We start from the raw sequence: 22,593 nt of genomic DNA on the forward strand, positions 1-22,593 counted from the left end.
TTGAAGTCTTCGTCATAGCGAATACCTTTGCTGTTTGTTGACATGTAAATACCTCCTTTTGGTGTCTACTTTATTGTAATAGATAGTTACTTTATGTGTCCACTTTTTTAATATAGATCCATGTTGCTTATTATAGTAAAGAAGAGAAAAGCAGGGAGAGTTTAAAACGGAGGGGAAAAAATGAAGCGAATATTGAGTAGAGTATTAGTAGGGGCGTTAGTGGTAAGCTGCTTAAATGTTCAGGTATATGCAATGGACAAGCGCGATGGTATTGTTTACAAAAATGGAGAAAGGATAGAGTTATCGCAAGAAGATCTGCAGGAATTAGAAGACTCATATCAGGAACTGGAAGAGATTAGAAGAGATAAACAAGAGAATAGAGAGAAATATGTTACTCATCGTACACATGATGAATTAAATGAAGAAGCATCTACTTATGCGTATGATATTTTGGGTGAAATTGAAACAAATGATACCAAATCAACGGCAGATACAGTACGTGAATGTGTCGATATGGAGGGAACAATCTCTGAAGAAGATGATATTGATTATTTTAAAATCAAGTATAATGACTATGGTTTGGCAGAAGTCAGATTATCTAGTATACCAAGTCAGTGTGACTATGATTTAAAAATTTTTAATGAATCTCTCGATGGTATTGCTACAAGTTATAATTCTGACAATGAACCAGAACACTTATATTTTTATGTAGTTCCAGATGAATGGTATTACTTTAGAGTTACTTCAGCTGTTTCTGCTGATGATACGGATACATATAAATTAAGGGTCTATGAATTAGTAACGGATTATCGTGCTAATTTATATGGAGCAAGGCAAAGTGATATTGACACAGAAGGAGATGTAACTGCTGGAGAACAATACTTCGGCACAGAGGGTGATTTTGCCGTAAATGGATTAGGATATGATGTAGTAGGAGAGTGTGAACCAACAAAAACAAGGATTTATGACTGTGAAGGCGCTTCAGTTGTTACATTTTCTGGTCATGGATTTCCTCATAAAATAAAATTTTCTGTTGACGGAAAAGAAGAAACTAAATATAAATGCGGTATTATAATAGGAGAAGATCAAAAAGATGGTAGCTATAACTACGCAGGAATTGATGATATGTATCTTGATGCTTGTCGTTTAGCAGTTTTATCTTCATGCCAAACAGCAGCAGAACCCAAAGAGGGGTATAATTATAATATTGCAGAATATATGGTTGAAGATGCCAATGTTAAATCTTCGATTGGTTGGAGAGTAAACGTCTATAGTCCAGATATGACAGAATGGCTGACTGAATTTTATAAAAAATTAGCAGAAGGATTTACTGTAAGTAACGCACAATCGTATGTAGATAATATGTTTGCTAAAAAATGGGATGAAACTGTATATACTTCTGTAATCTATGGTGATAAAGATACGACTGTAACATTGCCTATTACAGACACCAAAGCGCAGAATGTAAATATTACTGATATATTCACTTATATTGATGAAGACCTTCATATCAACAAAGCAACGAAAGATTTCCATGAGGTTGAAAACTATTTAGCCAAGAAAGTTCCTGGCTTTAATTTAGAAGATTTTGTGTTAGATGAGTATCAGTTAATGGACAGAAATGGAATGTATTATTTGAATTATAATTATGTTGTTAGCGGATATGAAACTCCTTATTATGTAATGGTTTATTGTGAAAATGATATTCCAGTAAAATATTATGTGAAATTACCATCTGATGAGCAGAAACAAGCAATGAAACCTGTTCAAGTATTAAATATGGATGATAAGATTGCAGAAGCAAAGGAAAAAGCAGTAGAAAACATCTTTGAGAATAAATATTTGGACAACCTTACTGTAGAATCACAGGAAGTAACTTCCAAAATGGACGAAAATGGAAACACTTACTTATATGTAAGTACAACTTATACTTTTACAGATGATGACGATGTAATTACTGGAGTGGATAAATATCAGTATGTACTGCAATGTAATTTATAAATCATGCAGCGATTACCATAAAAGATCTGTCAAGTAATTACTTTAGTCATAGAAAAATGGGGGTAAATGACCTTTCGGATATGGCAAATCTGAAAGGTCATTTATTGGGTGCTTTAGCTTAACAAAACCCCTAGTTCTACTAGGGGTAAATAAAATACTTTAGTATATTTTTTTTGAATGATAATTACTATGGATTTACTAATTATCAAATGAAGGATAGATATGCAATATTAAATTAACATACTGTATTCTCAATTATAGTACCTGTTTACAGGTTGCAGTGCAAATAAATGCGATGATATTTTTCGATGCCCCTTTTAGGGGTTGGCACGTAATACCCCTTCTAGGGGTTGATCAAACCACTAGTTTACTAGTGGTTTTGATTAGAAATTTGGGGAATTTTGGAAAAAGAGCAGGAAAATTTCCCTGCTCTTTAAAGAATATGGGGATATTCTTTTGATGTGCACCACTTGTATTATAACATGAAATTAATTTTTATCAAGATGTATCAACTACGATTTTGAGCAAATGGCATAAAATAGTGAAGGGAATTTTCGCTATTTTTCGTCATTTCGACATATAGTAACAATTCATATAAATGAATTGTTACTATATATTTTTCTTTTATTATTCTTCAAACGAAAAAAGATATTACATTTAGGTGATATCAATCTCTTAAAACAGGATAGAAAAGAGAGAGTAATTAGATTTTGAATAGTGATATAAACTTTACAAGAAGAATAAAATTATATATATTAGAGAAAAAAGAACTTCTATGTAGAAGTTCTTTTTTCTCTAATATGAAAGCAATAAATTAAGAAAGCATAGCTTTTATAGCTGAAAGGAGCGTTTATATGAAGTATTCTATAAAATCTGGTATTTTATTTGCGATTGTGTCTACGGGACTTGTTTTGACGCTCATCAATATTGTAGGTGAAAATAATTATATGGGTATGCAGACAAATGTGACAACTAATAATGCTGAAATAGAAAAAGGCAGTCCCACGATGGGCAGCATTCAAGATGATTTAATTGTGTATCTAAGGGAAAATCACCCGGAAATTAGATTTGGAAGTAAGAAATTTGTAGATTATGCTTGTGGCGTTGCTTCAGAAGATATAGATCCAGAGCTGAAGAAATTACCAAATTAGGAAGATATTGTTTTTTACTGTGCACAGTATTTGCACGAACTGGATGAGTACCAAGCGGAGGGAAAAAAGACTATTCCTTTTATTGGCTTTAGACCTTCTAAGGAGTTTAGATCAATGACAATAGAAGATATACAAAATTGATGTACATAAATAGAGTATTAGCGAAATAATGAAAATTAAAAATAATAGGAACTTTAAGTATATTTGAGTAAAAGAATATTATAAAAATACAACTATATCGTTTGGGGTACAATCAAGAATATTGCAAAGTTTCTCCACTGTCAAAAGTGTAATATTTTTATTTTTCTTTAAAGAATCTAATGTTTTGTTGTCAATACCAGCTTTCAGAAGTTGATATTGAGAGATATTTTTTCTTTTCATGGTATTCCAGAGAGGAGCATAACTTATGATGAGAACCACCACCTAAAATAAAAGATAGATAAATTATAGGTGAAATATATAGAGAACAATATTGTGATTATATCCACAATGTTATATAATTATATATATATGTGGAATTTGACTTAATTAGTTATGCAGGAAATGTGGTGATAGCAAAATGTATTTCAACAAAAAGCGATGGAAAGAATATAAAGAAAGAATGAAGTTAAATTGTTGTATACTTTGTCAGCCAAGACTTTTAAGTGATTTTTTTTATATTACGCATACAGAAGAAGAAATATTCGATGCTGAAAGAAGGGAAATACAGAAGTTGATTGATTTGATTGAAAATATGACGTTGGTAAGGGCTTAGGTAAAATTATTTTTAGATTGTAGCAGAGAAATTTAAGCAATACAAAATAGCGTAAAGGAAAGATGCAATGGATTTTGCAAATTAAAAAATAGATAAAATGGTGCAAAGTTTACAAATCACTGACAGAATAAAGTTGCGACATACCTTTCAAAAGAAGACAACAAATCAATTTTGGGGAAATTTTACAACTAAATGAAGAAGTTATCAAGGGAAGAAGATTAAGGAGTTTGTACATGAAAGTGTAGAGGAAGTGTTTAATGGGCTATTGGAAGCCGAAACAGAAAAGCCCCAGTATGAGAATAATAAACAGAGCTAGGACTGCTATAGTGGTTTTTAAAGCGGCAATCATATACTTTTGGACATTATGTCCAGAAGTATTTCTGAAACTAAATTGGCACTACTTCGACACTTAATTGATACTGCTCTGACATTTACACGATATTTCTTATATGATAAGATACCAATATGGAAGTCTATCCAAACAACAAAATATATTTTTTATTCAAAGGCATTTGATTATGAAAATCAGATGCCTTTTTTATATTCCATTTACAGGAGGTCAAAACATGAAAAAAGAGAAGAAGAAAAGATTTTCCATTGCTCAGGCAGGCTATCTACTTTTTTGTAGCAGTACCATGTTGCTTTATATGACGGAGCCTGTTTTTGCGGCAACTGTATGGGAAAAGGCTACGGAAATCATGAAAGATGTATATGGTCAAATTGTAGCTATATCCACCATAGCGGCAGTAGTAACGGCTGCTATTGCACTTTTGATGATGAACTTTTCCAGAAGTGGCAGGACGGTAGACGAGTCCAGAGCTTGGTTGAAACGAATCATCATTACATGGGCAATCATCAATGGTCTTGGATTTATCATGGCATATATCACACCATTTTTTGAAGGTGGTCAATGGAAGGCATAAGCAAAGGAGGGATTTCCTTTGGGAATACTTGATGGAATTGTAGAATGGATTGCAACACAGGTGATGAACATACTGGATATGATCAATACATCAGTTTTGGGGGCTTTGGGATGTGATATGGAAACATTTTTGATGTACTTCCCAGCAGCTGAAACATTTTATAGTATCATTGTTGCACTTGCCATTGGCTTGCTTCTGTTAAACCTAGTCTTTCAGTTGTTCCGAAATTTTGGAGTATCCAGTAGTGGAGAGGCAGAAAATCCAGTCAGTCTTACAATCAGAACTTGTATTTTTCTGTTTCTTGCTTTTTTTGCAAAGGATATCTTAGATATTATCTTAGATATCGGAGGAACGCCTTATACGTGGCTGATGACAGAAGAACTGCCACCACTGGATTTTGCAGATTTCAATTCTGTATTGCTTACTGTACTAGGGGCTTCATTAAGTGGTTCCATTGCACTGATTGCTTTGATATTACTGGTGATTCTCGCATGGAACTATATTCGACTGCTATTTGAAGCAGCAGAAAGATATGTTTTATTAGGTGTTTTGGTGTATACAGCACCATTGGCTTTTTCCATGGGTGGTTCGCAAAATACTATGAATATTTTTCGAAGCTGGTGCAGGATGCTGGGCGGACAAATTTTGATGATATTGATGAATGTATGGTGCCTTCGTATCTTTACATCTATGTTTGCTGGTTTTATTGCTAATCCGTTATCTTTGGAAAACGGAAATTTTCTGATCTGGTTTTTGTGTGCAGTTGCGTTTTTGAAGGTTTCCCAGAAAATAGACAGTTTTGTTCAGATGCTGGGAATCAATGTAGGCAGAACAGGAAGTTCTATGCTTGGTGAAGCAGCCATTGCTATGCGTACCATTGATCGGGCGAGAAAGGTCGGTGGCAGTAAATCTTCTACCAGCAGTGCTACAAATCATCAGGAAACATTTTTACACGGTGGCTTGGCAGGAGCCGTAGGCAGACAGTTCAGCCAAGGTGCAATCCATAATATCACTGGAAAAAGCGATAGTATCGCTTCCAATATTGCCAGATCTATTTATAATTCTTCTATCCAAAACGGTGGTGGATTTTCCACAAATGTCATAAGCAGTATTGCAAGGGGTGATGTTACGAAAACAGGAACCATGAAAGGAGAAGAAGCAGTACAAGCATTTTCTTCCTATATGGGCGTAAATCATTCTTCTATGGAACAGATGGCTCATACTGAAAATACGACGCAGAAAAATGATACAGAATCTACAGGGGATTCTGGTCAATTCTCTGTTGCTGGTACAGAAAGTAACAATTCGCAGGAAACGACCTTTGTAGATATGCAAACTTCTGCGGAACAGGTAATTGCGGAGTATCAGCAGAATATTGGTGCTTCTACTTCCGAATATTATGGAAATGATGCTGTGGATTCAAGTCCACAGATGAATGCTGATACAATCCCATTTTATAGTGAAAACAATCATCAGGAGCAAAGTGCTTTTCAGGATAGGGGCGGTGTTTCTGTGCCTTATTCAGAAAATGAAAGTTTCAGCAGCGTAGAACCTAATGGAGTTACAGAAGTACCCGTATACAGTCAAATAGAAATGGGTGGCGGCAGGATCACAGGTGTGGAAACAACACATGAGTTTTCAGAAGGCAGGGCATTTGCTATGTATGATACGGAGAAATATATGCCGCCAGTGAAAGGCGATTATAAAACAGTAACCGCAGCAGATGGGTCAAAGTGGTATCATCAGTATGCTCAGCCAACTGTAATCAAAGAGCCTTTTATGAAGGAAGATGGAAAGATACAATATCAAGAACACATTGAAAATAAATTGCCAGAGCCACCGAAAAGAAGGGATAGGGTATAATTTTCTATAGGTTGTGTAGTTTTCTTATAAACAGCATATAATAGAGAAAGATATTGACGTACAATAAACTGTACGTTATAATTTAAGTACAGAATACTGTACGTTTATAAGGAGGGATAGTATGATCGCTGTTAACTATACAACATTACGTGAAAATATGAAATCCTGCATGGATAAAGTAACTGATGATTATGAAACACTAATTGTTACTAGAAAAGACAATAAAAATGTGGTAATGATCTCTGAAGAAGCTTACAATAACCTGATGGAAAATATTTATGTTGTTGGCAACAGAGCAAATTATGATTGGCTGATGGAATCCAAGGCACAGTTAGAGCAGGGGGATTTTTCTTCTCATGAATTGATCGAGGTGCCTGAAAATGAATAAGGTATTTACGAAAAATGGTTGGGAGGATTATCTTTATTGGCAAACGGAAGATCGAAAGACGTTGAAAAAGATCAATTCGTTATTGGAAGATATTTCTCGAAATGGTAATGAAGGAATTGGTAAACCGGAAGCTCTCACAGGTAATCTAGCAGGTTTTTGGAGCAGACGCATCAATGACAAAGATAGATTGATTTATAAAATTGATCAAAACAACATATATGTATTAGCCTGTCGGTATCACTATGGAGATAGGTAATTAGAAAAGTTCTGAATGTTGATTTCAGAACTTTTTTTATGCTAAAAAAGGAGGTAATCAATGGGTGCAGAAACAGAATGCAGTGCAGGCAGTCAGTATCTTGAAAGCCTTCAAATATGGCAAGGGCGGTCCTTTTGCAGCAGCGGAAGTACTTTGGGACCAAAAAGAAAATATTGGTAAAGGTCTGGCTGGACTGGGATTCCTGTTGCTTTTGCCGATATTGTTTCTTTGTATGCTGCCTTCTTTTTTATTTGGAGGTTTTGGTTCTATGGAGGCTTTGAACAGCCAAACGGCTATCATGCAAAATTTGCAATCTTATCAAAGTGCAGTATGGACAGCAGTAGATCATGCGCATGAAAGTATCCTTACACAGATACAGTCAGAGATAGATGGACTGGGTGAGGACGAAACGGCAGTGATTTCAGATGATTTTCATTACGTAAGCGCAAATGCGATGCTGATTTTGTGCCAGTATTCTGTATGGAAAGGAACGGAGGACATCAGTACAGAAGAAGTGATGTCACTCATTCAAAATCATGCAGATGCATTATTTACTTATGACGTATCAACATCTACATCAGATGGTATCACAACCTATACTTATACGGTGCAGTATGCAGGAGATGATTATTTCGCCGATGAAATCTTCCGTCTAAACGAAAGAGAAAAACAAAAGGCGTTGGATTATGCGTCTAATTTGCAAATATTTCTATATGGCAGTATGATGGGGGCTGTCAGCGCACAAGTCAGTGCAGAAGTGTTGGCATATAGCGATCTCATCAAAAAATATGCGGAACAATATGGCATCCCTCAGTTTTTCGATGTAATCTGTGCGGTAATGATGGCAGAAAGCGGTGGCAGAGTACCAGATGTGATGCAGGCAAGCGAGTGTCCTTATAATACCAAATACCCGAAGAAACCAAACGGTATCACTGATCCGGAATATTCCATTGAAGTCGGGGTGCATTATCTTGCTGATTGCCTTCAGGGTGCTGGATGTAGTTCTCCCAGTCAGATGGACGAGCTTAGCTTGGCATTACAGGGCTATAATTACGGAAACGGATATATCGGCTGGGCATTGGAGAATTATGGGGGATACAGTGAGGCAAACGCATTGGAGTTTTCCAAACTGATGCAGCAGAAATTGGGATGGAGTAGCTATGGTAATCCCAAATATGTAGCGGCTGTCATGAAATATTTGGTATTCACTGGTGGTGGAGTTTGGGGTTCTCCTTTTATAGGAAAAAACTGGAACGCTGCTGTATCTTCGGAGTTTGGCTACCGTGTAGATCCTCTGAACGGCAGTCAGGCTTTTCATGAAGGATTGGATATTGCATATCCCACAGGTACACCAATCAATGCTGTTTCAGGCGGGGTTGTCACTTCTGTTGTATTTTCCGAAACAGGATACGGGCACCATATTCGTGTGGACTGTGGAAATGGTGTGCAGGTACTTTATGCCCATTGTAGTGATATTTTTGTGACGAAAGGACAAAGTATTGCTGCCGGACAAGTTATTGCAGAAGTAGGTGCAACTGGCAGAGTGACCGGAGCACATCTGCATTTGGGTGTGTTGGTCAATGGTGAAGAAGTGAATCCAAGGGAGTATATCAGCCAATGAGAAAGGAGGTCGGAAATCATTTCAAAGTCAAAAGAAGAACGAGATATTTATTTGATTCCACCAAACTTCATCAGTGAAGGTTCACTATTCGGTGGGATACTGAAGCTGAGAAATGCCATAGAAGCCGTAGTTTTTTCCTTAGGAATTGCAGTTCCTGTGTTGAAGATAGCGGCTTTTTCCTTTACCACAAAGATCATCATTCTGTGCCTGACGGCTTTGCCGGCAGGCATTTTTGCTTTGATCGGTGTGGGCGGAGAGAGCCTGACAGCATTTCTCATGAATTTTTTCCATTTTCTACGTACAAGAAGAACGATATCAGTAGAAACAGTGTGCGTGTCAGAGGAAAAAAGAACGGACAAGCATTTGTTCCCGGATATTGGTGATCTGCCAGAGGAGTTTGATGAGGAAGAAAAAGTGTCTGCTCGTAAAAAAAGAAAAAAGAAACAGCCTGCAGAAGCAGATTTCTTCCCAGTAGAGAAGATTGAAAATGGTATCTGCTATCTAAAGGATAAGAGATATATCAAAATCATGGAGATTGAGCCTATCAACTTTCTATTACGCAGTGCAAGAGAGCAAAGAAACATCGTCTACTCCTATATGTCATATTTGAAAATCAGTCCAGTGAAAATGCAGATTAAGGTCATATCGAAAAAAGCGGATATTGGAAGTCATTTGCAGAAAATACAGAATGATATCGCACAAGAGAAAAATGAAAAGTGCAAGATCCTTTTGATGGACTACTATAATCTGATTCGACGTATCGGCTTGAAAGAAGCTGTTACCAGACGATTTTTCATGGTTTTGGAATATGAACCCATGCCTGGCGGCAGTAAAAAGAATGAGGAGAAAGAAGCCATTGCCCAGCTGCATATTGCGGAACAGACAGCCAGAACATATCTTAGACAATGCGGCAACGAGGTCATAGAACAGGAAAAGCCAGAAGAATTTATGGCAGAGCTGTTTTATATCCTTTTGAACCGCAAAAAGAGCAATTCTGTGGGTTTTGTGGAAAATGCAGCAGAAGCTGTGGATGAATACTTCTTGGCTGTGGATAAAACGGACAAAATAGAAATCCCCATATCCTCTTTGGTGATGCCAAAGGAGATTAAGTTCCAAAAAGGCAGTTATATTGAGATAGACGGTTTATATTACGCTTATTTTATGATACCGTCAGATGGCTATAAATCACAGGTGGCAGCAGGCTGGCTTTCTCTCTTGGTCAATGCCGGAGAAGGGATTGATGTGGATATTTTCCTCAATAAGGAGCCAAAGGACAAAGCACAGTTCCGTTTAGGTCAGCAGATTCGTATCAATCGCTCTAAAATGAAGGAAACATCAGATACCAATACAGACTTTGATGAAATCGACAGTGCAATACGTTCTGGCTATTACTTGAAAGAAGGTCTTGCAAATAATCAGGATTTTTATTATATGAATATCCTCATTACCATCACTGCCGACAGTGTAGAAGAATTGGAATGGCGAAGCAATGAAATGAAGAAACTGATGGTGTCGCAGGATTTGCAGATGAAGCTATGCTATTTCAGGCAGGAACAGGCATTTTTGTCTACCCTACCATTGAACAAAATGGAAAAAGGGCTCTATGCCTTATCTAAAAGAAATGTCCTCACTTCCGGCGTGTCCGGCTGTTATCCTTATGTCAGTTTTGAAATGAGTGATGATAACGGGATTTTACTTGGTGTTAACCGATATAACAATTCCTTAATTATTGTAGATATTTTTAACTCCAAGATTTATAAGAATGCCAATATGGCGATTTTAGGTACATCAGGCGCAGGAAAAACATTCACCTTACAGTTGATGGCAATGCGTCTGCGTGAGAAAAATGTGCAGGTCTTTATTCTGGCACCTTTAAAAGGTCACGAGTTTCGTCGTGCCTGCCATAACATCGACGGTGAGTTTATCCAGATTTCTCCGGCGTCCCATCATTGTATCAATATCATGGAGATACGAAAGACTGACCAGAAAGCAAATATCTGTCTGGACGGCGATCAAAGGGCAGAACGCTCGGAACTGGCGGCGAAGATCCAGCGCCTTCATATTTTCTTTTCTCTGTTGATACCAGATATGAGCCATGAGGAACGCCAGCTTTTGGATGAGGCGTTGATCAAGACTTATGCCTTGAAAGGTATCACTCATCAAAATGCGTCTTTATACCAACAAGATGGCAGTTATAAACCCATGCCGGTATTAGGTGATGTTTATGCGGTGTTGATGGAAAATCCGGAAACAAAACGCATGGCAAATATCCTGAACCGTCTAGTCCATGGTTCTGCCAGCACCTTTAACCAACAGACCAATGTAAGGCTGGATAATAAATATATCGTACTGGATATATCTGAGCTGACAGGCGACTTGCTTACAGTGGGGATGTTCCTGGCACTGGATTATGTTTGGGATAAGGCGAAAGAAGACAGAACTGTGGAAAAAGCAATCTTTATTGATGAGGTTTGGCAGCTTATTGGTGCATCCAGTAACCGTTTGGCAGCGGAGTTCGTACTGGAAATCTTTAAAATCATTCGTGGATATGGCGGTGCTGCTATTTGTGCCACACAGGATATCAATGACTTCCTCGCATTGGATGATGGGAAGTATGGCAAAGGTATTCTTAACAATAGCAAAACAAAAATCGTATTGAATCTGGAGGATGAAGAAGCCCAGAGGGTGCAAGAGATTTTAAATCTGAGTGATACAGAGGTCATGAATATCACGCACTTTGCAAGAGGAAATGGTCTAATTCTTACCAATAACAATAATGTGACTGTTGAGTTTAAGGCATCAGCATTGGAAACAGAAATGATCACCACAGACCGTCAGCAGTTACAGGAATTATTAAAAAGAAGGGAGATGAAGCAGTGATTGCGGTAAAAGAAAACAGGCAGAGTCTGGAACAAAAAATCGTAGAACTGGTGTCAGAATATCAAGCATTGAAAATCGAGCAGGTAGAAAAGTATTTTGGACTGCCTTCAGAAACCATGGCAAAGGCATTCAGAAAGCTGGTGAAAAAAGGCAGGATTTCTTTGGATCAGGAGGCAGGAATCATAAGAGCAGCTAAGGATATCAGAGAAGATATGAAGCTGATCCGCAGTTTCTGGTTGGTTCTTGATTTTTTAGATGACTGTGATTATCATGGCGCAGCGCATTTCCCGCTGATGCTGGAGATGTACCGCAGTGGGAGTGTTTACAGTGTGTTCTATTGTATGGAAGGGGATGAACTGGTGATCTGCCGTTCCATTCAGCCGTTGCAGCAAAGCATTTGCTTTCAGCCCATTGTACTTTTGGAAGACCAGGCACAAATAGAGAAAATGTCAGAACTTAACGCAGTATTCTGTACAGTGGAAGAACATGGGGAGGTGGCATATTTTACCTATGAGTCCTAATTTATATGATCGAACCAATCGCCTGAAAGACGACATCATACGTTTAAAAAACGCAGTCTGTGCCTATGAAATGACAGATGCCGCAAAGTATCCGGAAAATTTTGAAGATCTGGGTATGGATATTGCAATGCGTGCAGAAGCCATTGCTTGTACTGCCAGAAATCTGGTGGGATCTTATCCCATGAGCAGCAGAAAACGTATGCTGCATACAGTGACAGATGCACAGGGGATCGAGGTCATGGAAACAGAAATGGGATACGAAATCATCATCCCACAGCTTTTACCGAAACGCAAAGGAAGGCAGAACGTGGTGTTCTTGCTGGAACCGTTGTCATTTGCTTTGGAGTGCTTTTGCCAAGAGAAGGAAATCTGTCGTATGGAACAAGCATTTATCTGTTATACCTATGAGTATGCCAAAGGTATCCCGGTAAGAGGTATTCGAGACTATGATAATCTGGAAGCCAAAGAGGTGTTGGATGTGATCAACGCCTTTTTTTTATTGGATGACAGTGGTGCTTTTTGTGAGCTGCATTATCGCACAAAGGTCGGAAAAAAGAACTGCACACATATAGAAATCAGACGAAAGACTGGTCAGATGTGGTATCCAGAAATGGCACTGGAAAGCGTATGATTTTGGGATTGGTCAGAAGTTCTGCCAAACCATTGAAAAATAAAGGAAAGTAAGGCGCAAGGAAAGGATAAGTTCTGACCGAGTTTAGGAGCCTTGGTCAGAAGTCATATCCCGTATTTTGGAGGTGAGAAAAAAACCATGATACAGAAAGATGCCAAAGCGTATCATGTGCTGGAGATATTATCTATGGCAGATGAGGTTGGAGAGGATATGGTTTCACTGTTGATCCCGCAGCCTGATTACCGAAAGAAAATTTTACAGAGATTACTTTTGGAAAACAAAATCGTTCGATACCAGAAAGATGGGGTAAAAGGCTATCGCCTCACCATAAGCGGAAAACGCTGGATGCTGCAAAGTGATTATAATCGGTTTTCATATTTTCTGGCAAATGGTGCTGATGCCTCCATGCGCCGCAGTGATTTGGTCCATAGAAAGAGGCAGCGTCGTCTGGCAGAAATGATGGCGCTTTTTTTCTTGGCTGGTACCAATCTGTTCCGAGATGAAAAGCCAAGTATCTTTCAGGAACAGCCAACGGAGGTAAAGCTCTCGCAGTCTGTTTTCTACAGTTCCAGAGAATGGAAAGACATGGGAAGCCTTTCTACGAAAGTCATCAGTTCCCGTGGAGCAGGTGTTTGGCTTACAAAAAACGCAGTCTGGCTTTGCTACCATCTGGATGGGGTGACATCTTGGTATGGTAATGTGGAGAAACGTGCGGATATCTTACTGCGTTCTGTGCTTCAGGAAAAAGGATACTCTTTTTCAGAAACAAGAGCGCTTTTATTTTACAGTCAAACAGATACCCCTATCTTAGAGGTGAAACGACAAGCAGATATCCGAGATTCCCCCTTTGAGAAATTCTGCTGTGTCCCGCTGGATGAGAACGGCAGTCTTTTGCTTCAGATATTGGAAGATGCACAAATGTATCAGTGCTTATATCAGGTGCTAACAGAGGATTTAAAAAGCAATGCAGAAAGCAACATCATAAACGATGGGTATAATGATGCCTTGGAACCAGTTTTGATCTGTTTCGACTTTGACATCAAACGCTTGCTTCTCTTTGTTATGCAGCTGAGATATGCCCAGAAGAAAGGAGAGGTCATTTGTTTTGACTTCCAGAAGGAAGGGGTGAAACAATACTGCGATGAAGCCACCCAAATTTCAACAGTGGACATGGAAGCTGTCCGAGAGAATTTCTTTTGAACGACGTGATTTGAAAAAAGCAGTCGCAATACTGCTTTTGGGTATCCTTCCATTATTGTACGGTGTTGGGTATCTGGCACAGTTTCTAAAAAACTACAAAATATGGTCAGCTGCCGGCGGTGTAGCAGGAGATGGTACTGCACCGCAGTTTCCGGATGCAGGGATACTTTCCTGTTTTCGTCATGTGTTTTCAATGGATGGCTTCTATGCTTTGCTTTTCGAATGCATCTTGATCACCATTCTGGTGGTGATGGTGATGCATATGGGAAACAGTACCGGCGGCGAATTAGACAGAGAACGCAACTTTGCTTATTCCGAAAAGGGTACCTATGGTACAGCAGGATATCTGGAGCAAAAAGAAATGAAGAAACTCTTGTGTCTGACGGATATCCGCCATACCAAAGGCACGATTTTGGGTATTGTTGAAAAACAGATTGCCAGTATCCCACTGGAAAGCAGGATGAACCGAAATATTGCAGTATATGGTGCTTCTGGCAGCATGAAATCCCGTGCTTTTGTGCGTAATATGATATTCCAATGTGTCAGACGTGGGGAAAGCATGGTGCTGACAGATCCAAAATCAGAACTTTATGAGGATATGTCGGTGTATCTGGAGGAGCATGGATATACGGTAAAGGTCTTTAATCTGGTCAATCCGCCAAACAGTGACAGCTGGAACTGTATGTGGGAGATCCAGCATGAGGAGTTGATGGCACAGACCTGTGCTGACGTTATTATCAAGAACACAAGTGACGGGAAAACAGATCATTTCTGGGATATGTCAGAGCTGAACCTGCTGAAAGCATTGATCCTGTATGTGGATATGGAAAAAACGGAGGAGGAGCGAAACTTAGGTCAGGTATATCGTATGCTGGCGGAGTTATCGGAGAAAGAGATGGATGCACGTTTTGCACTTTTGCCAAAGGAGCACCCTGCAAAAGGACCCTATCATATCTTTAAGCAGGCAGGTGAAAAAGTCCGAGGCGGTGTCATCATTGGTCTTGGTGCCAGATTGCAGGTGTTCCAGAACAAAATGATTCGTAATATCACCGCATATCCGGAAATCGACTTGGAATTACCTGGAAAAGAGAAATGTGCGTATTTCTGCATCACCAGCGATCAGGATTCTACCTTTGACTTTTTGTCATCCTTGTTTTTTTCATTCCTGTTTATCAAGCTAGTGCGCTTTGCAGACCGAAATGGTGTAGACGGGAAATTACCCAAGGCAGTCAATTTTATTCTGGATGAGTTTCCGAACATCGGTGCCATACCGGACTTTAAAAAGAAAATATCAACGGTACGCAGCCGAAATATCAGTATTTCCGTGATATTCCAAAATATCGCACAGTTAAAGAACCGCTATCCCTATGACGAATGGCAGGAGATCATTGGTAACTGTGATACACAGATCGCATTGGGCTGTACAGATGAAATGACAGCTCGTTTTCTGTCAGACCGCACGGGTGAGGTGACCATCTCGGTCAGCAGTCAGTCCAAACAGCTGCATACTTGGCGTGTCAGCAACTTCACACCGGATTTTCGTGAAACCAGTTCCGTAGGCAGACGAAAGCTGATGACACAAGACGAAGTCCTGCGTATGCCATTGGACGAAGCACTGATCATACTCCGTGGGCAAAAGGTATTTCGTGTGAAAAAATTCGATTATACCTTGCACCCGGAAAGTAAAAAACTAAAGAAAAGAAAGGCGGTTACCCATATCCCCCTTTGGCAGATGGAAGAAAAGGAACCAGCTGTAAAAATAGAGGAACCCAAACAACAAATGGCACTGTCAGAAGAAAGAAAGGAATCCTTTAGGCAGGAAATAAAATCAGCCGTTTCAGAACAAGAAGTACAACCGAAAGAACCAAAGAAAGTGGTTTCAATCTCGAAAAAACAATTGATGAGTAAAAATAAGGAGGCAAGGAACAATGGACAAGGAGGAAAAAATGATACAGGCGCAGCAGATGCCGGTATTGACCATTGAAAGTAATGGCAGTTATGTAACAGCCGCAGACGCAAAAGAACAGGCGTGGTATGAATTGCAGAACGCATACCGCAGCAGACGTATCCTTTCCGGTGTATTAGGCGGTATTGAGGAAAGTGGAGAAAGTACCGTAGCGGTAGTATATTATAGGGATTTCCGTGTAGTCATTCCCGTAGATGAAATGATGCTGAATCTGACAGAGAACACAGGCTATGGAGAAATGAAAAGCAGACAGATCAGGATACTGAATCATATGCTGGGCTGCGAAGTAGATTTCATTATTTTGGGAATTGATGCAGCGGCACAAAGCGTTGTTGCCAGCAGAAAACAGGCAATGCTCGTAAAGCGCAATAAATTCTTTTTTGGCGAAAATGGTGCGGCACCTATGGTAACAGAAGGCAGAGTGGTGCAGGCAAGAGTGATTGCAGTAGCAGAAAAAGTAGTGCGTCTGGAAATCTTTGGGGTGGAGTGTTCTGTTCCAGCAAGAAATCTGTCTTGGGAATGGATTGGAGATGCCAGAGAACAGTTCCATGTTGGAGATGCAGTCTTAACGCAGGTGACAAGTATCCAGTGTAACCCGGAAACAAAAGAAGTAAAGCTGGAAGCAGACATGAAAGCCATTACCAAAAATGAAGTGCTGGAAAAACTCAGCCGTTGTAAGGTACAGGGACGTTATTCTGGAAGAGTCACAGACGTACATAAGGGTGCTACTTTTGTAAAGCTGGATATTGGTGTAAACGCATTGGCATATAGCTGTACAGACCGTAGACTACCGGGAAAACATGATGACGTCAGTTTTGTGGTAACACGTCTGGATCAGGAACGAGGCGTAGCGGTAGGGATCATTACCCGCATCATGCGCCAGAATATTTAAGTCATGCGCAGCAGATTACTTTGTGCTGTGGGCTGCTTTTTTCTGTCAGTTCTCTTATTATTTTTCGCTGTACCCCTCACAGCGAAGCAGATGTATCCCAAAATAGAAGTGGTACGTACAACAAAATCCATAGAACAGGGTGCAATGTTTGATGCAGATGATCTGGAGGTCGTCCGTATGGGGGCATATCCTTTATCAGATACGGCAGTCACAGATATATATGACGTCATTGGACGATATGCCGCTGTTGACATTGTGTCAGGTGATATCCTGCTGACAGAAAAGGTCAGTCAGGTACCCTTTCAGGATGGCGAGGCAATGTCGTTGTTGCCGGAGGGCTATGAAACAGCCGTTGCCATGGTCCAAATCATGGAAGGCAGTGAAGTGACAGCCTTGCAGACGGGTGACATCATCAAAATGAATGGGTATGACGATGGTCTGATCGACATTCCTGCACTGAACTTTGTTCGTGTTATCACAGCCATGGAACCAGATGCCGAAGGTGTCATTTGGATCACGGTATCTGCCAATCAAAGACAGAGCACATTTCTGGAGAAACATCGAAAGGATGTGTTTCATGTTTCTGTTATGGTACGGGAGAATGAAGAACTGGCAGAAAAATTATTGCAGCAGCAAAGCGCATATTTTGAGGAGGAACCATGAGAAAACATATTACTGTTTTTGGCAGCCCGTCCAGTGGAAAAACACTGTTTTCCTTTGTACTGGCAGATGCATTGACAAAAGACCAGAAGCGTGTATTGATCATTAGCTCTGACGAAATCATACCGATACTTCCAATGTTGGAAGATGGCAAGATGGGACTTGGCAGGTTGTTCTCAGAAGAAATCAATCAACTTCATTTCACGCAAGCTGTAAAGGTGCTTCGGGAAAATCCGTTGGTAGGTGTTCTGGGATATGGTCTACAGGAAGAAGGCATAAGAGATGAAGCACAGATGGAAATATTTTGTTCCATTGCTGAAAGTCTGTCAGATAGTATCATTTGGGATCTGACTTCAGATATGTCAAATCCCTTCTGCCGATTTGCAAAGAAAAAGGCAGAACTTTCTGTCTGTATTTTGACACCGGATAAAAGAGGGCTTTTGTATGAACAGGAGAATGAAAGAAATCTACCACAGAACAGCATTTATCTGGCTGGGCAAGTGAAGCCATATAGCCCTTACGAGGAGGTGAGTGAGAAAATCGGCGGTTTTGACGGTATGCTGCCCTTTGGCAAAGAGTTGGAAATTGCCTATCTGGAGGGCAGGATGATAAAAGGAGGGAGTCTATGCCATAGGAAATATTGGGATGCTGTTCAAATGATTTGCGACAGAATGGAGGAAACATAAATGTGCGTTTGGGTATAAAAAGAAAAGAGAACTGGTCAGACTTGAAAAAAAGAATAGAAAAAGACCATGGTGTCAAAAGAAGGAAGAAAAGAGGAACGGCAATCATTTTTTCTTTTTTTCTGTGGTTTTTTGGCTTATGTTTCGGTTTATTGCTGCAAAATGTTTATCTTGCATTTGTCCTGTCTTTGGGCTTTCCTTTCTTGCGCCATGGTTTTGCTGTGAAAAAAATGTATTGGAATCGCAGGAAAAGCAGGATCGCATTTCTGAAGGGGAAAACAGCAGATGTTGTATTGCTTCAGGAAGATGACTCGATGCGGAGAGACTTTCATCGGTTACAAATCTTAGAACAGGCAAATATGCTGCCAGCAGGTGTGGAACAGGAAGTTAGGAAGCAATGGATCGAGGTCCTGCGGCTTCAAGAAATATACGAAAGAAAAATACGAAAGATGCCTGCTTACATAACAGCGGTGTTTTTCTTTTTTGCTGGAATGACCATTATGCTGGCTGTTTTTCAGCCGAAAGTACAAAATTTTTTGCTCACTGCCAGTGGAAAGCAGTGGATCGCTTTTGGTATGGCAGTATTCTTTTTTTCAGTCTGTACAGTACTGCATGGTTATGGAAGTTTGGAAGATAAGAGGTGAGAAAACATGAAAAGGAAGGGATGGTATCTTCCTATGTCGTTAGCGGTACTTTTGTTATGCACAGCGGCAACAGAAGCACCGGAACCAACAACAGAAACTTATATGAAAGGCGGGAATTATTACATTGAAAAGACGTATACCTTAAAAAATGGCGAGGACATCGACCATTTATTGGGAGCCAGTTTTGAGTTGAACGGCTATACCTATCACCAGATCGATGTAAAAAGTGAGCCAGTGGTGGAGGTATTGACAAAAGAAGTATCTCAAACAGCAGAAACAACTGTGAGCTCGGAAAGCAGTGGGCAGGTAGCAGCAAATCTTGGGGAAACCAAAACTTATGAGGATGAAGATGGATATAAAGGTGAGTTGAAATTGGATCATGCTTCTATCCAATACGCAGCAACAGGATATACCACAAAGACGTATACGAAGTCTGATTCCAAAATGTACTATGGACTTTCCTCCATGGATACCAGCCAGATTGCGAAAAATATATGGTCTGGCGGTGTTAGTATGACATTATACGACATCCAGTGGATCGGGGATAATAATATGGGCAGCGGTGATACTGCCGTAGGGAACAACTATAATGCAAAAGCCCTGTATTCCGGTACCTATTCCGTCAAAATCCCAACAGCATATACCGCAAAAGTAACCTATACCGGTACAGTGGAAAAAGAAATCTCTGAACAGACAGCATACACATTGACCTATCTGGGAGAGAAAGCAGAAATGCAGGTCATGGAGGAAGAAAATCATTACTTGCCATTTTTCATTGGCGGAGGGTGTGTATTGCTGCTTTTGGCAGGCGGCACCATTTATTATTTGATGAAGAGACGTAAGATAGAAACAGTTCCCTCTGACTTAGATGGATTAGAAGAAGTAAATGAGATAGAAGATACTCCAGAATTTGAAGAAAAGGGGGAGGAGCATGAAACGATTTAAGTGGCTTATTGCCATATCATTGACTTTTGTAGCGTTGATACCGACACCAGCATTTGCAGCAACCTATACAGATATTGCAGGGCATACGGACGAGGCATATATCACAGAATACAGCAGCTATGGCTTGGTCAGTGGGTATCCAGATGGAACTTTCCGCCCAGACGCTACCATTACCAGAGCTGAAACCGTTGCATTACTGGATAAGCTGGAACTGTATCCCATCACACAGAAGGATAGCAGTTTTACAGATGTACTTCCAACAGACTGGTTTTATCCATATATCGACTCTGCTGTAAAAAGCGGTGTTGTCAGTGGGTATGAGGGGAATATATTCTTGCCGCAAAATGAGATCACACGATTTGAAGCAATCTCTATTGTATCCAGGCTGGTCAGAAGCGAAAACTATAACAGCGTGCAGCTGCCATACAGCGATAGCGAGGACATTCCTTTATGGGTGAATACATCCGTGCGTAATCTGTATGCAGCCGACGTGATTGATACATATCCAGAAAATAAGATAAACGGTAGTACGCATATCACAAGGGCAGAAATGATCCGTATGCTGGACAAAGCTATGAAAACATACGATTTCGATACCAGCAGGGTGTCTCAAACAACATTGGAAAACTATACAAATCCACAGGCAACTGCCACAGAGATACCACATGATATCCTTGGATATCTTACCATAGAAAGTATCGGTATTTCTAAATTCCCAGTAAAGGATGGCGCAGACCTGGAAACCATCAAAACAGCCATTGGTCATTTCTCTGAAACACCGATCTGGGATGGAAATGTAGGCTTTTGCGCACATAACAGGGATTATAAGTATGATTTTCGTAATTTGAAAAATATTGCAGTTGGAGATACGGTTACTTATGAGACAAGATTTGGAACAAGGAATTATCAGGTAACGGTCATCAAACCTATTGCGGAAACAGACTGGAGTGATATTACAGCAGCAGTGGAACAAAATACCCTTACTATGGTGACTTGTATTGAAGAACAACCGACGAAACGCCTTTTGGTACAGGCAGTACAGAAATAAAATGCAGCAAAAGCTGCATTCTTTGTTGTCCTTGATCCCATCTTTTTGTATCAGAAGATAAAAAGAGAAGAAGGAGGAACTACCATGAAAAGACTTGTACAAACTTGTATCGCTATATTGACTGCACTTACCATATCCCAGACTGCCTTTGCGGCAACAGGAGAGTTGCTGGGGGACGTTTCAAAAGGGAATCACCCAAATGCACCCTATGCTGCATCCGAAATCATTGTGCCTCGCCCGTCACAATCGGCTTATGGCAGCTTACCATTATACGCCAATGGGCAAATACCTGTAGATATTCAGGGACATTGGGCAGAAAGTGCAATTCGTGATTTCCTGCAACGTGGATATATATCAGGCAGTGGAGGGTATTTTTATCCCAATACACCTGCTACGTATGGTGATTTCGCAGAGATTGCAGCACACTTTGGCTTAAATCCAGTGACATTTTATGGCGGTCAGGATGCCAGCCGCATCTTTTCCGACCGTTTCAGCTGGGACAGTCATACGGAGCCGGGAAAATCAGCACTCATTTGCGGAGAAGCTGGTGTATGGGGAAATCCAAATGAGAATCTCGCAGGGATTTATTTCACATTAGAACAGCCGGCACAGCGACAGTATATCGCTTTATTCCTTTCTCATTTCCTCGAGGAAAATCAAACAGCATATACTGCTGTATTTTCAGATACTGCGCAATGCAGCCCCCAGGTGCAGGATTCTATCTGCAGGTTGGTGAATATGGGTATCCTCTCTGGTTTTGGTGATGGTACTTTCCGTCCCAATGCCGTAGTTACAAAAGCGGAGTTGGTGACCATGTTCTATCGCCTGCTTCAGCAAAATGGGTATGATATGGAAAAACTCAGTGAACAGCTCTATGGCAACTACCATGACTTTTACTGGGAGGAAAGTGAGAAGCTTCTTGATCTGGTAAACCAGGAGAGGAAGAAAAATGGTGTGCCTACACTACGCTATGATGCTGATTTACAGGCATTATGTGAAATCAAGAACATCGAGCGTTCCTTGAATGGCTATTCCACATTTGAAAAACTTATTTCCTATGACGGAAAAACCATTGCCGATGGACACGTTTCCAAGTACTGGGGCAGAGCCACCCAAATGGCAGCAGACTTTGGTCTTTCCGACTACTTGGTGGGAGAAAACGCAGTCAAGAATGCGGCAACAGCGGATAAAGCCCATCGTAACCTGACAAATTCACAAGCACATAGAGAGAATTACCTGAATCCAAAGTATCAGGTGGCTGGTTTTGTGGTAGGCGAAAAACTGACCTATGAGATGTTTGCCTATTTCAAATAGGAGACTGAATTAAATCAAATATAATATGGCGCAGAAAGAGTTCTGATTTTTCAGAGCTTTTTTTAGTACCATATAAGTGTAAGAGATAAAGCATATCATTTGTGCTTTACCCTCTGCACTTATTTTTTTATGATAAGGGAGTAATTGGTCTGGCGATGTTCTTTTTGGATTAGCCACATCCGTCACGAAAACTGTCAGCCACCCCTTATTATAAACAGTCGTTTAAGCAGGTTGAAACCCGTAAGGTGCTTT

19 protein-coding genes and 1 pseudogene are annotated in these 22,593 nt (G+C 40.1%); 19 read left to right on the forward strand and 1 reads right to left on the reverse strand.

The annotated features are described in order from the left end of the window. The first annotated feature begins 180 nt into the window (after positions 1–180). Positions 181–2,001, forward strand: a complete 1,821-nt coding sequence (locus BUB35_RS11520; protein ID WP_072851899.1) for a CHAT domain-containing protein — start codon at positions 181–183, stop codon at positions 1,999–2,001. An 854-nt stretch (positions 2,002–2,855) separates the two neighbouring features. After that, positions 2,856–3,152, forward strand: a complete 297-nt coding sequence (locus BUB35_RS11525) for a hypothetical protein (RefSeq protein ID WP_072851901.1) — start codon at positions 2,856–2,858, stop codon at positions 3,150–3,152. A 219-nt stretch (positions 3,153–3,371) separates the two neighbouring features. Here the strand turns inward: BUB35_RS11525 and BUB35_RS11530 are convergent, their stop codons facing one another. Next, positions 3,372–3,533, reverse strand: coding sequence for a helix-turn-helix domain-containing protein (locus BUB35_RS11530; protein ID WP_330391178.1), 162 nt, complete (start codon positions 3,531–3,533; stop codon positions 3,372–3,374). Positions 3,534–4,472: 939 nt separating this feature from the next. Here BUB35_RS11530 and BUB35_RS11540 point away from each other — a divergent pair. The 17 genes and pseudogenes from BUB35_RS11540 to BUB35_RS11620 all read left to right on the forward strand — a co-directional run bounded on the left by BUB35_RS11540 (position 4,473) and on the right by BUB35_RS11620 (position 22,341). Further along, complete coding sequence (locus BUB35_RS11540) at positions 4,473–4,829, forward strand: fimbrial protein (RefSeq protein ID WP_096348627.1); 357 nt, start codon at positions 4,473–4,475, stop codon at positions 4,827–4,829. An 18-nt stretch (positions 4,830–4,847) separates the two neighbouring features. Then, positions 4,848–5,555: pseudogene (locus tag BUB35_RS20130) on the forward strand (hypothetical protein); the annotation flags it as partial. A 1,258-nt stretch (positions 5,556–6,813) separates the two neighbouring features. Beyond that, positions 6,814–7,080 carry a type II toxin-antitoxin system Phd/YefM family antitoxin gene (locus BUB35_RS11550; protein WP_072851907.1) on the forward strand — a complete coding sequence of 89 codons (267 nt, stop codon included), beginning with the start codon at positions 6,814–6,816 and terminating at the stop codon, positions 7,078–7,080. Further along, the gene (locus BUB35_RS11555) at positions 7,073–7,336 is read left to right on the forward strand and encodes a Txe/YoeB family addiction module toxin (RefSeq protein WP_072851908.1); all 264 of its coding nucleotides are present in this window, start codon (positions 7,073–7,075) and stop codon (positions 7,334–7,336) included. Before BUB35_RS11550 ends, BUB35_RS11555 begins: the two co-directional genes overlap by 8 nt. A 64-nt stretch (positions 7,337–7,400) precedes the next feature. Next, complete coding sequence (locus tag BUB35_RS19070) at positions 7,401–8,957, forward strand: lysozyme family protein (RefSeq protein WP_072851910.1); 1,557 nt, start codon at positions 7,401–7,403, stop codon at positions 8,955–8,957. 528 nt (positions 8,958–9,485) lie between these two features. Further along, positions 9,486–11,837 carry a VirB4 family type IV secretion system protein gene (locus BUB35_RS11565; RefSeq protein ID WP_334292966.1) on the forward strand — a complete coding sequence of 784 codons (2,352 nt, stop codon included), beginning with the start codon at positions 9,486–9,488 and terminating at the stop codon, positions 11,835–11,837. Continuing rightward, the gene (locus BUB35_RS11570) at positions 11,834–12,358 is read left to right on the forward strand and encodes a DUF5697 family protein (protein ID WP_072851914.1); all 525 of its coding nucleotides are present in this window, start codon (positions 11,834–11,836) and stop codon (positions 12,356–12,358) included. The genes BUB35_RS11565 and BUB35_RS11570 overlap by 4 nt, the downstream gene beginning before the upstream one ends. Continuing rightward, positions 12,348–12,989, forward strand: coding sequence for a DUF6100 family protein (locus BUB35_RS11575; protein ID WP_072851915.1), 642 nt, complete (start codon positions 12,348–12,350; stop codon positions 12,987–12,989). The genes BUB35_RS11570 and BUB35_RS11575 overlap by 11 nt, the downstream gene beginning before the upstream one ends. A gap of 138 nt (positions 12,990–13,127) precedes the next feature. After that, positions 13,128–14,189 (forward strand): hypothetical protein, encoded by a 1,062-nt coding sequence (locus BUB35_RS11580; RefSeq protein WP_072851917.1) that lies wholly within the window; start codon positions 13,128–13,130, stop codon positions 14,187–14,189. Next, positions 14,131–16,173 (forward strand): VirD4-like conjugal transfer protein, CD1115 family, encoded by a 2,043-nt coding sequence (locus tag BUB35_RS11585; RefSeq protein ID WP_072851918.1) that lies wholly within the window; start codon positions 14,131–14,133, stop codon positions 16,171–16,173. The genes BUB35_RS11580 and BUB35_RS11585 overlap by 59 nt, the downstream gene beginning before the upstream one ends. Then, entirely contained in the window at positions 16,118–17,047 is a 930-nt protein-coding gene (locus BUB35_RS11590; RefSeq protein WP_242949244.1) for a S1 RNA-binding domain-containing protein, read from the forward strand. The genes BUB35_RS11585 and BUB35_RS11590 overlap by 56 nt, the downstream gene beginning before the upstream one ends. A gap of 3 nt (positions 17,048–17,050) precedes the next feature. After that, the gene (locus BUB35_RS11595) at positions 17,051–17,710 is read left to right on the forward strand and encodes an SAF domain-containing protein (RefSeq protein WP_072851920.1); all 660 of its coding nucleotides are present in this window, start codon (positions 17,051–17,053) and stop codon (positions 17,708–17,710) included. Then, entirely contained in the window at positions 17,707–18,393 is a 687-nt protein-coding gene (locus BUB35_RS11600) for a hypothetical protein (protein WP_072851922.1), read from the forward strand. The genes BUB35_RS11595 and BUB35_RS11600 overlap by 4 nt, the downstream gene beginning before the upstream one ends. Positions 18,394–18,395: 2 nt before the next feature. After that, positions 18,396–19,034, forward strand: coding sequence for a hypothetical protein (locus BUB35_RS11605; RefSeq protein ID WP_072851924.1), 639 nt, complete (start codon positions 18,396–18,398; stop codon positions 19,032–19,034). Between the two features lie 6 nt (positions 19,035–19,040). Beyond that, positions 19,041–19,979 (forward strand): hypothetical protein, encoded by a 939-nt coding sequence (locus BUB35_RS11610; RefSeq protein ID WP_072851926.1) that lies wholly within the window; start codon positions 19,041–19,043, stop codon positions 19,977–19,979. Next, positions 19,966–21,027, forward strand: a complete 1,062-nt coding sequence (locus tag BUB35_RS11615) for a sortase (protein ID WP_072851928.1) — start codon at positions 19,966–19,968, stop codon at positions 21,025–21,027. The genes BUB35_RS11610 and BUB35_RS11615 overlap by 14 nt, the downstream gene beginning before the upstream one ends. An 84-nt stretch (positions 21,028–21,111) precedes the next feature. After that, the gene (locus tag BUB35_RS11620) at positions 21,112–22,341 is read left to right on the forward strand and encodes an S-layer homology domain-containing protein (RefSeq protein WP_072851929.1); all 1,230 of its coding nucleotides are present in this window, start codon (positions 21,112–21,114) and stop codon (positions 22,339–22,341) included. The last annotated feature ends 252 nt before the right edge of the window (positions 22,342–22,593 follow it).

Source organism: Anaerotignum lactatifermentans DSM 14214 (assembly GCF_900142265.1).
Classification (GTDB): domain Bacteria; phylum Bacillota; class Clostridia; order Lachnospirales; family Anaerotignaceae; genus Anaerotignum; species Anaerotignum lactatifermentans.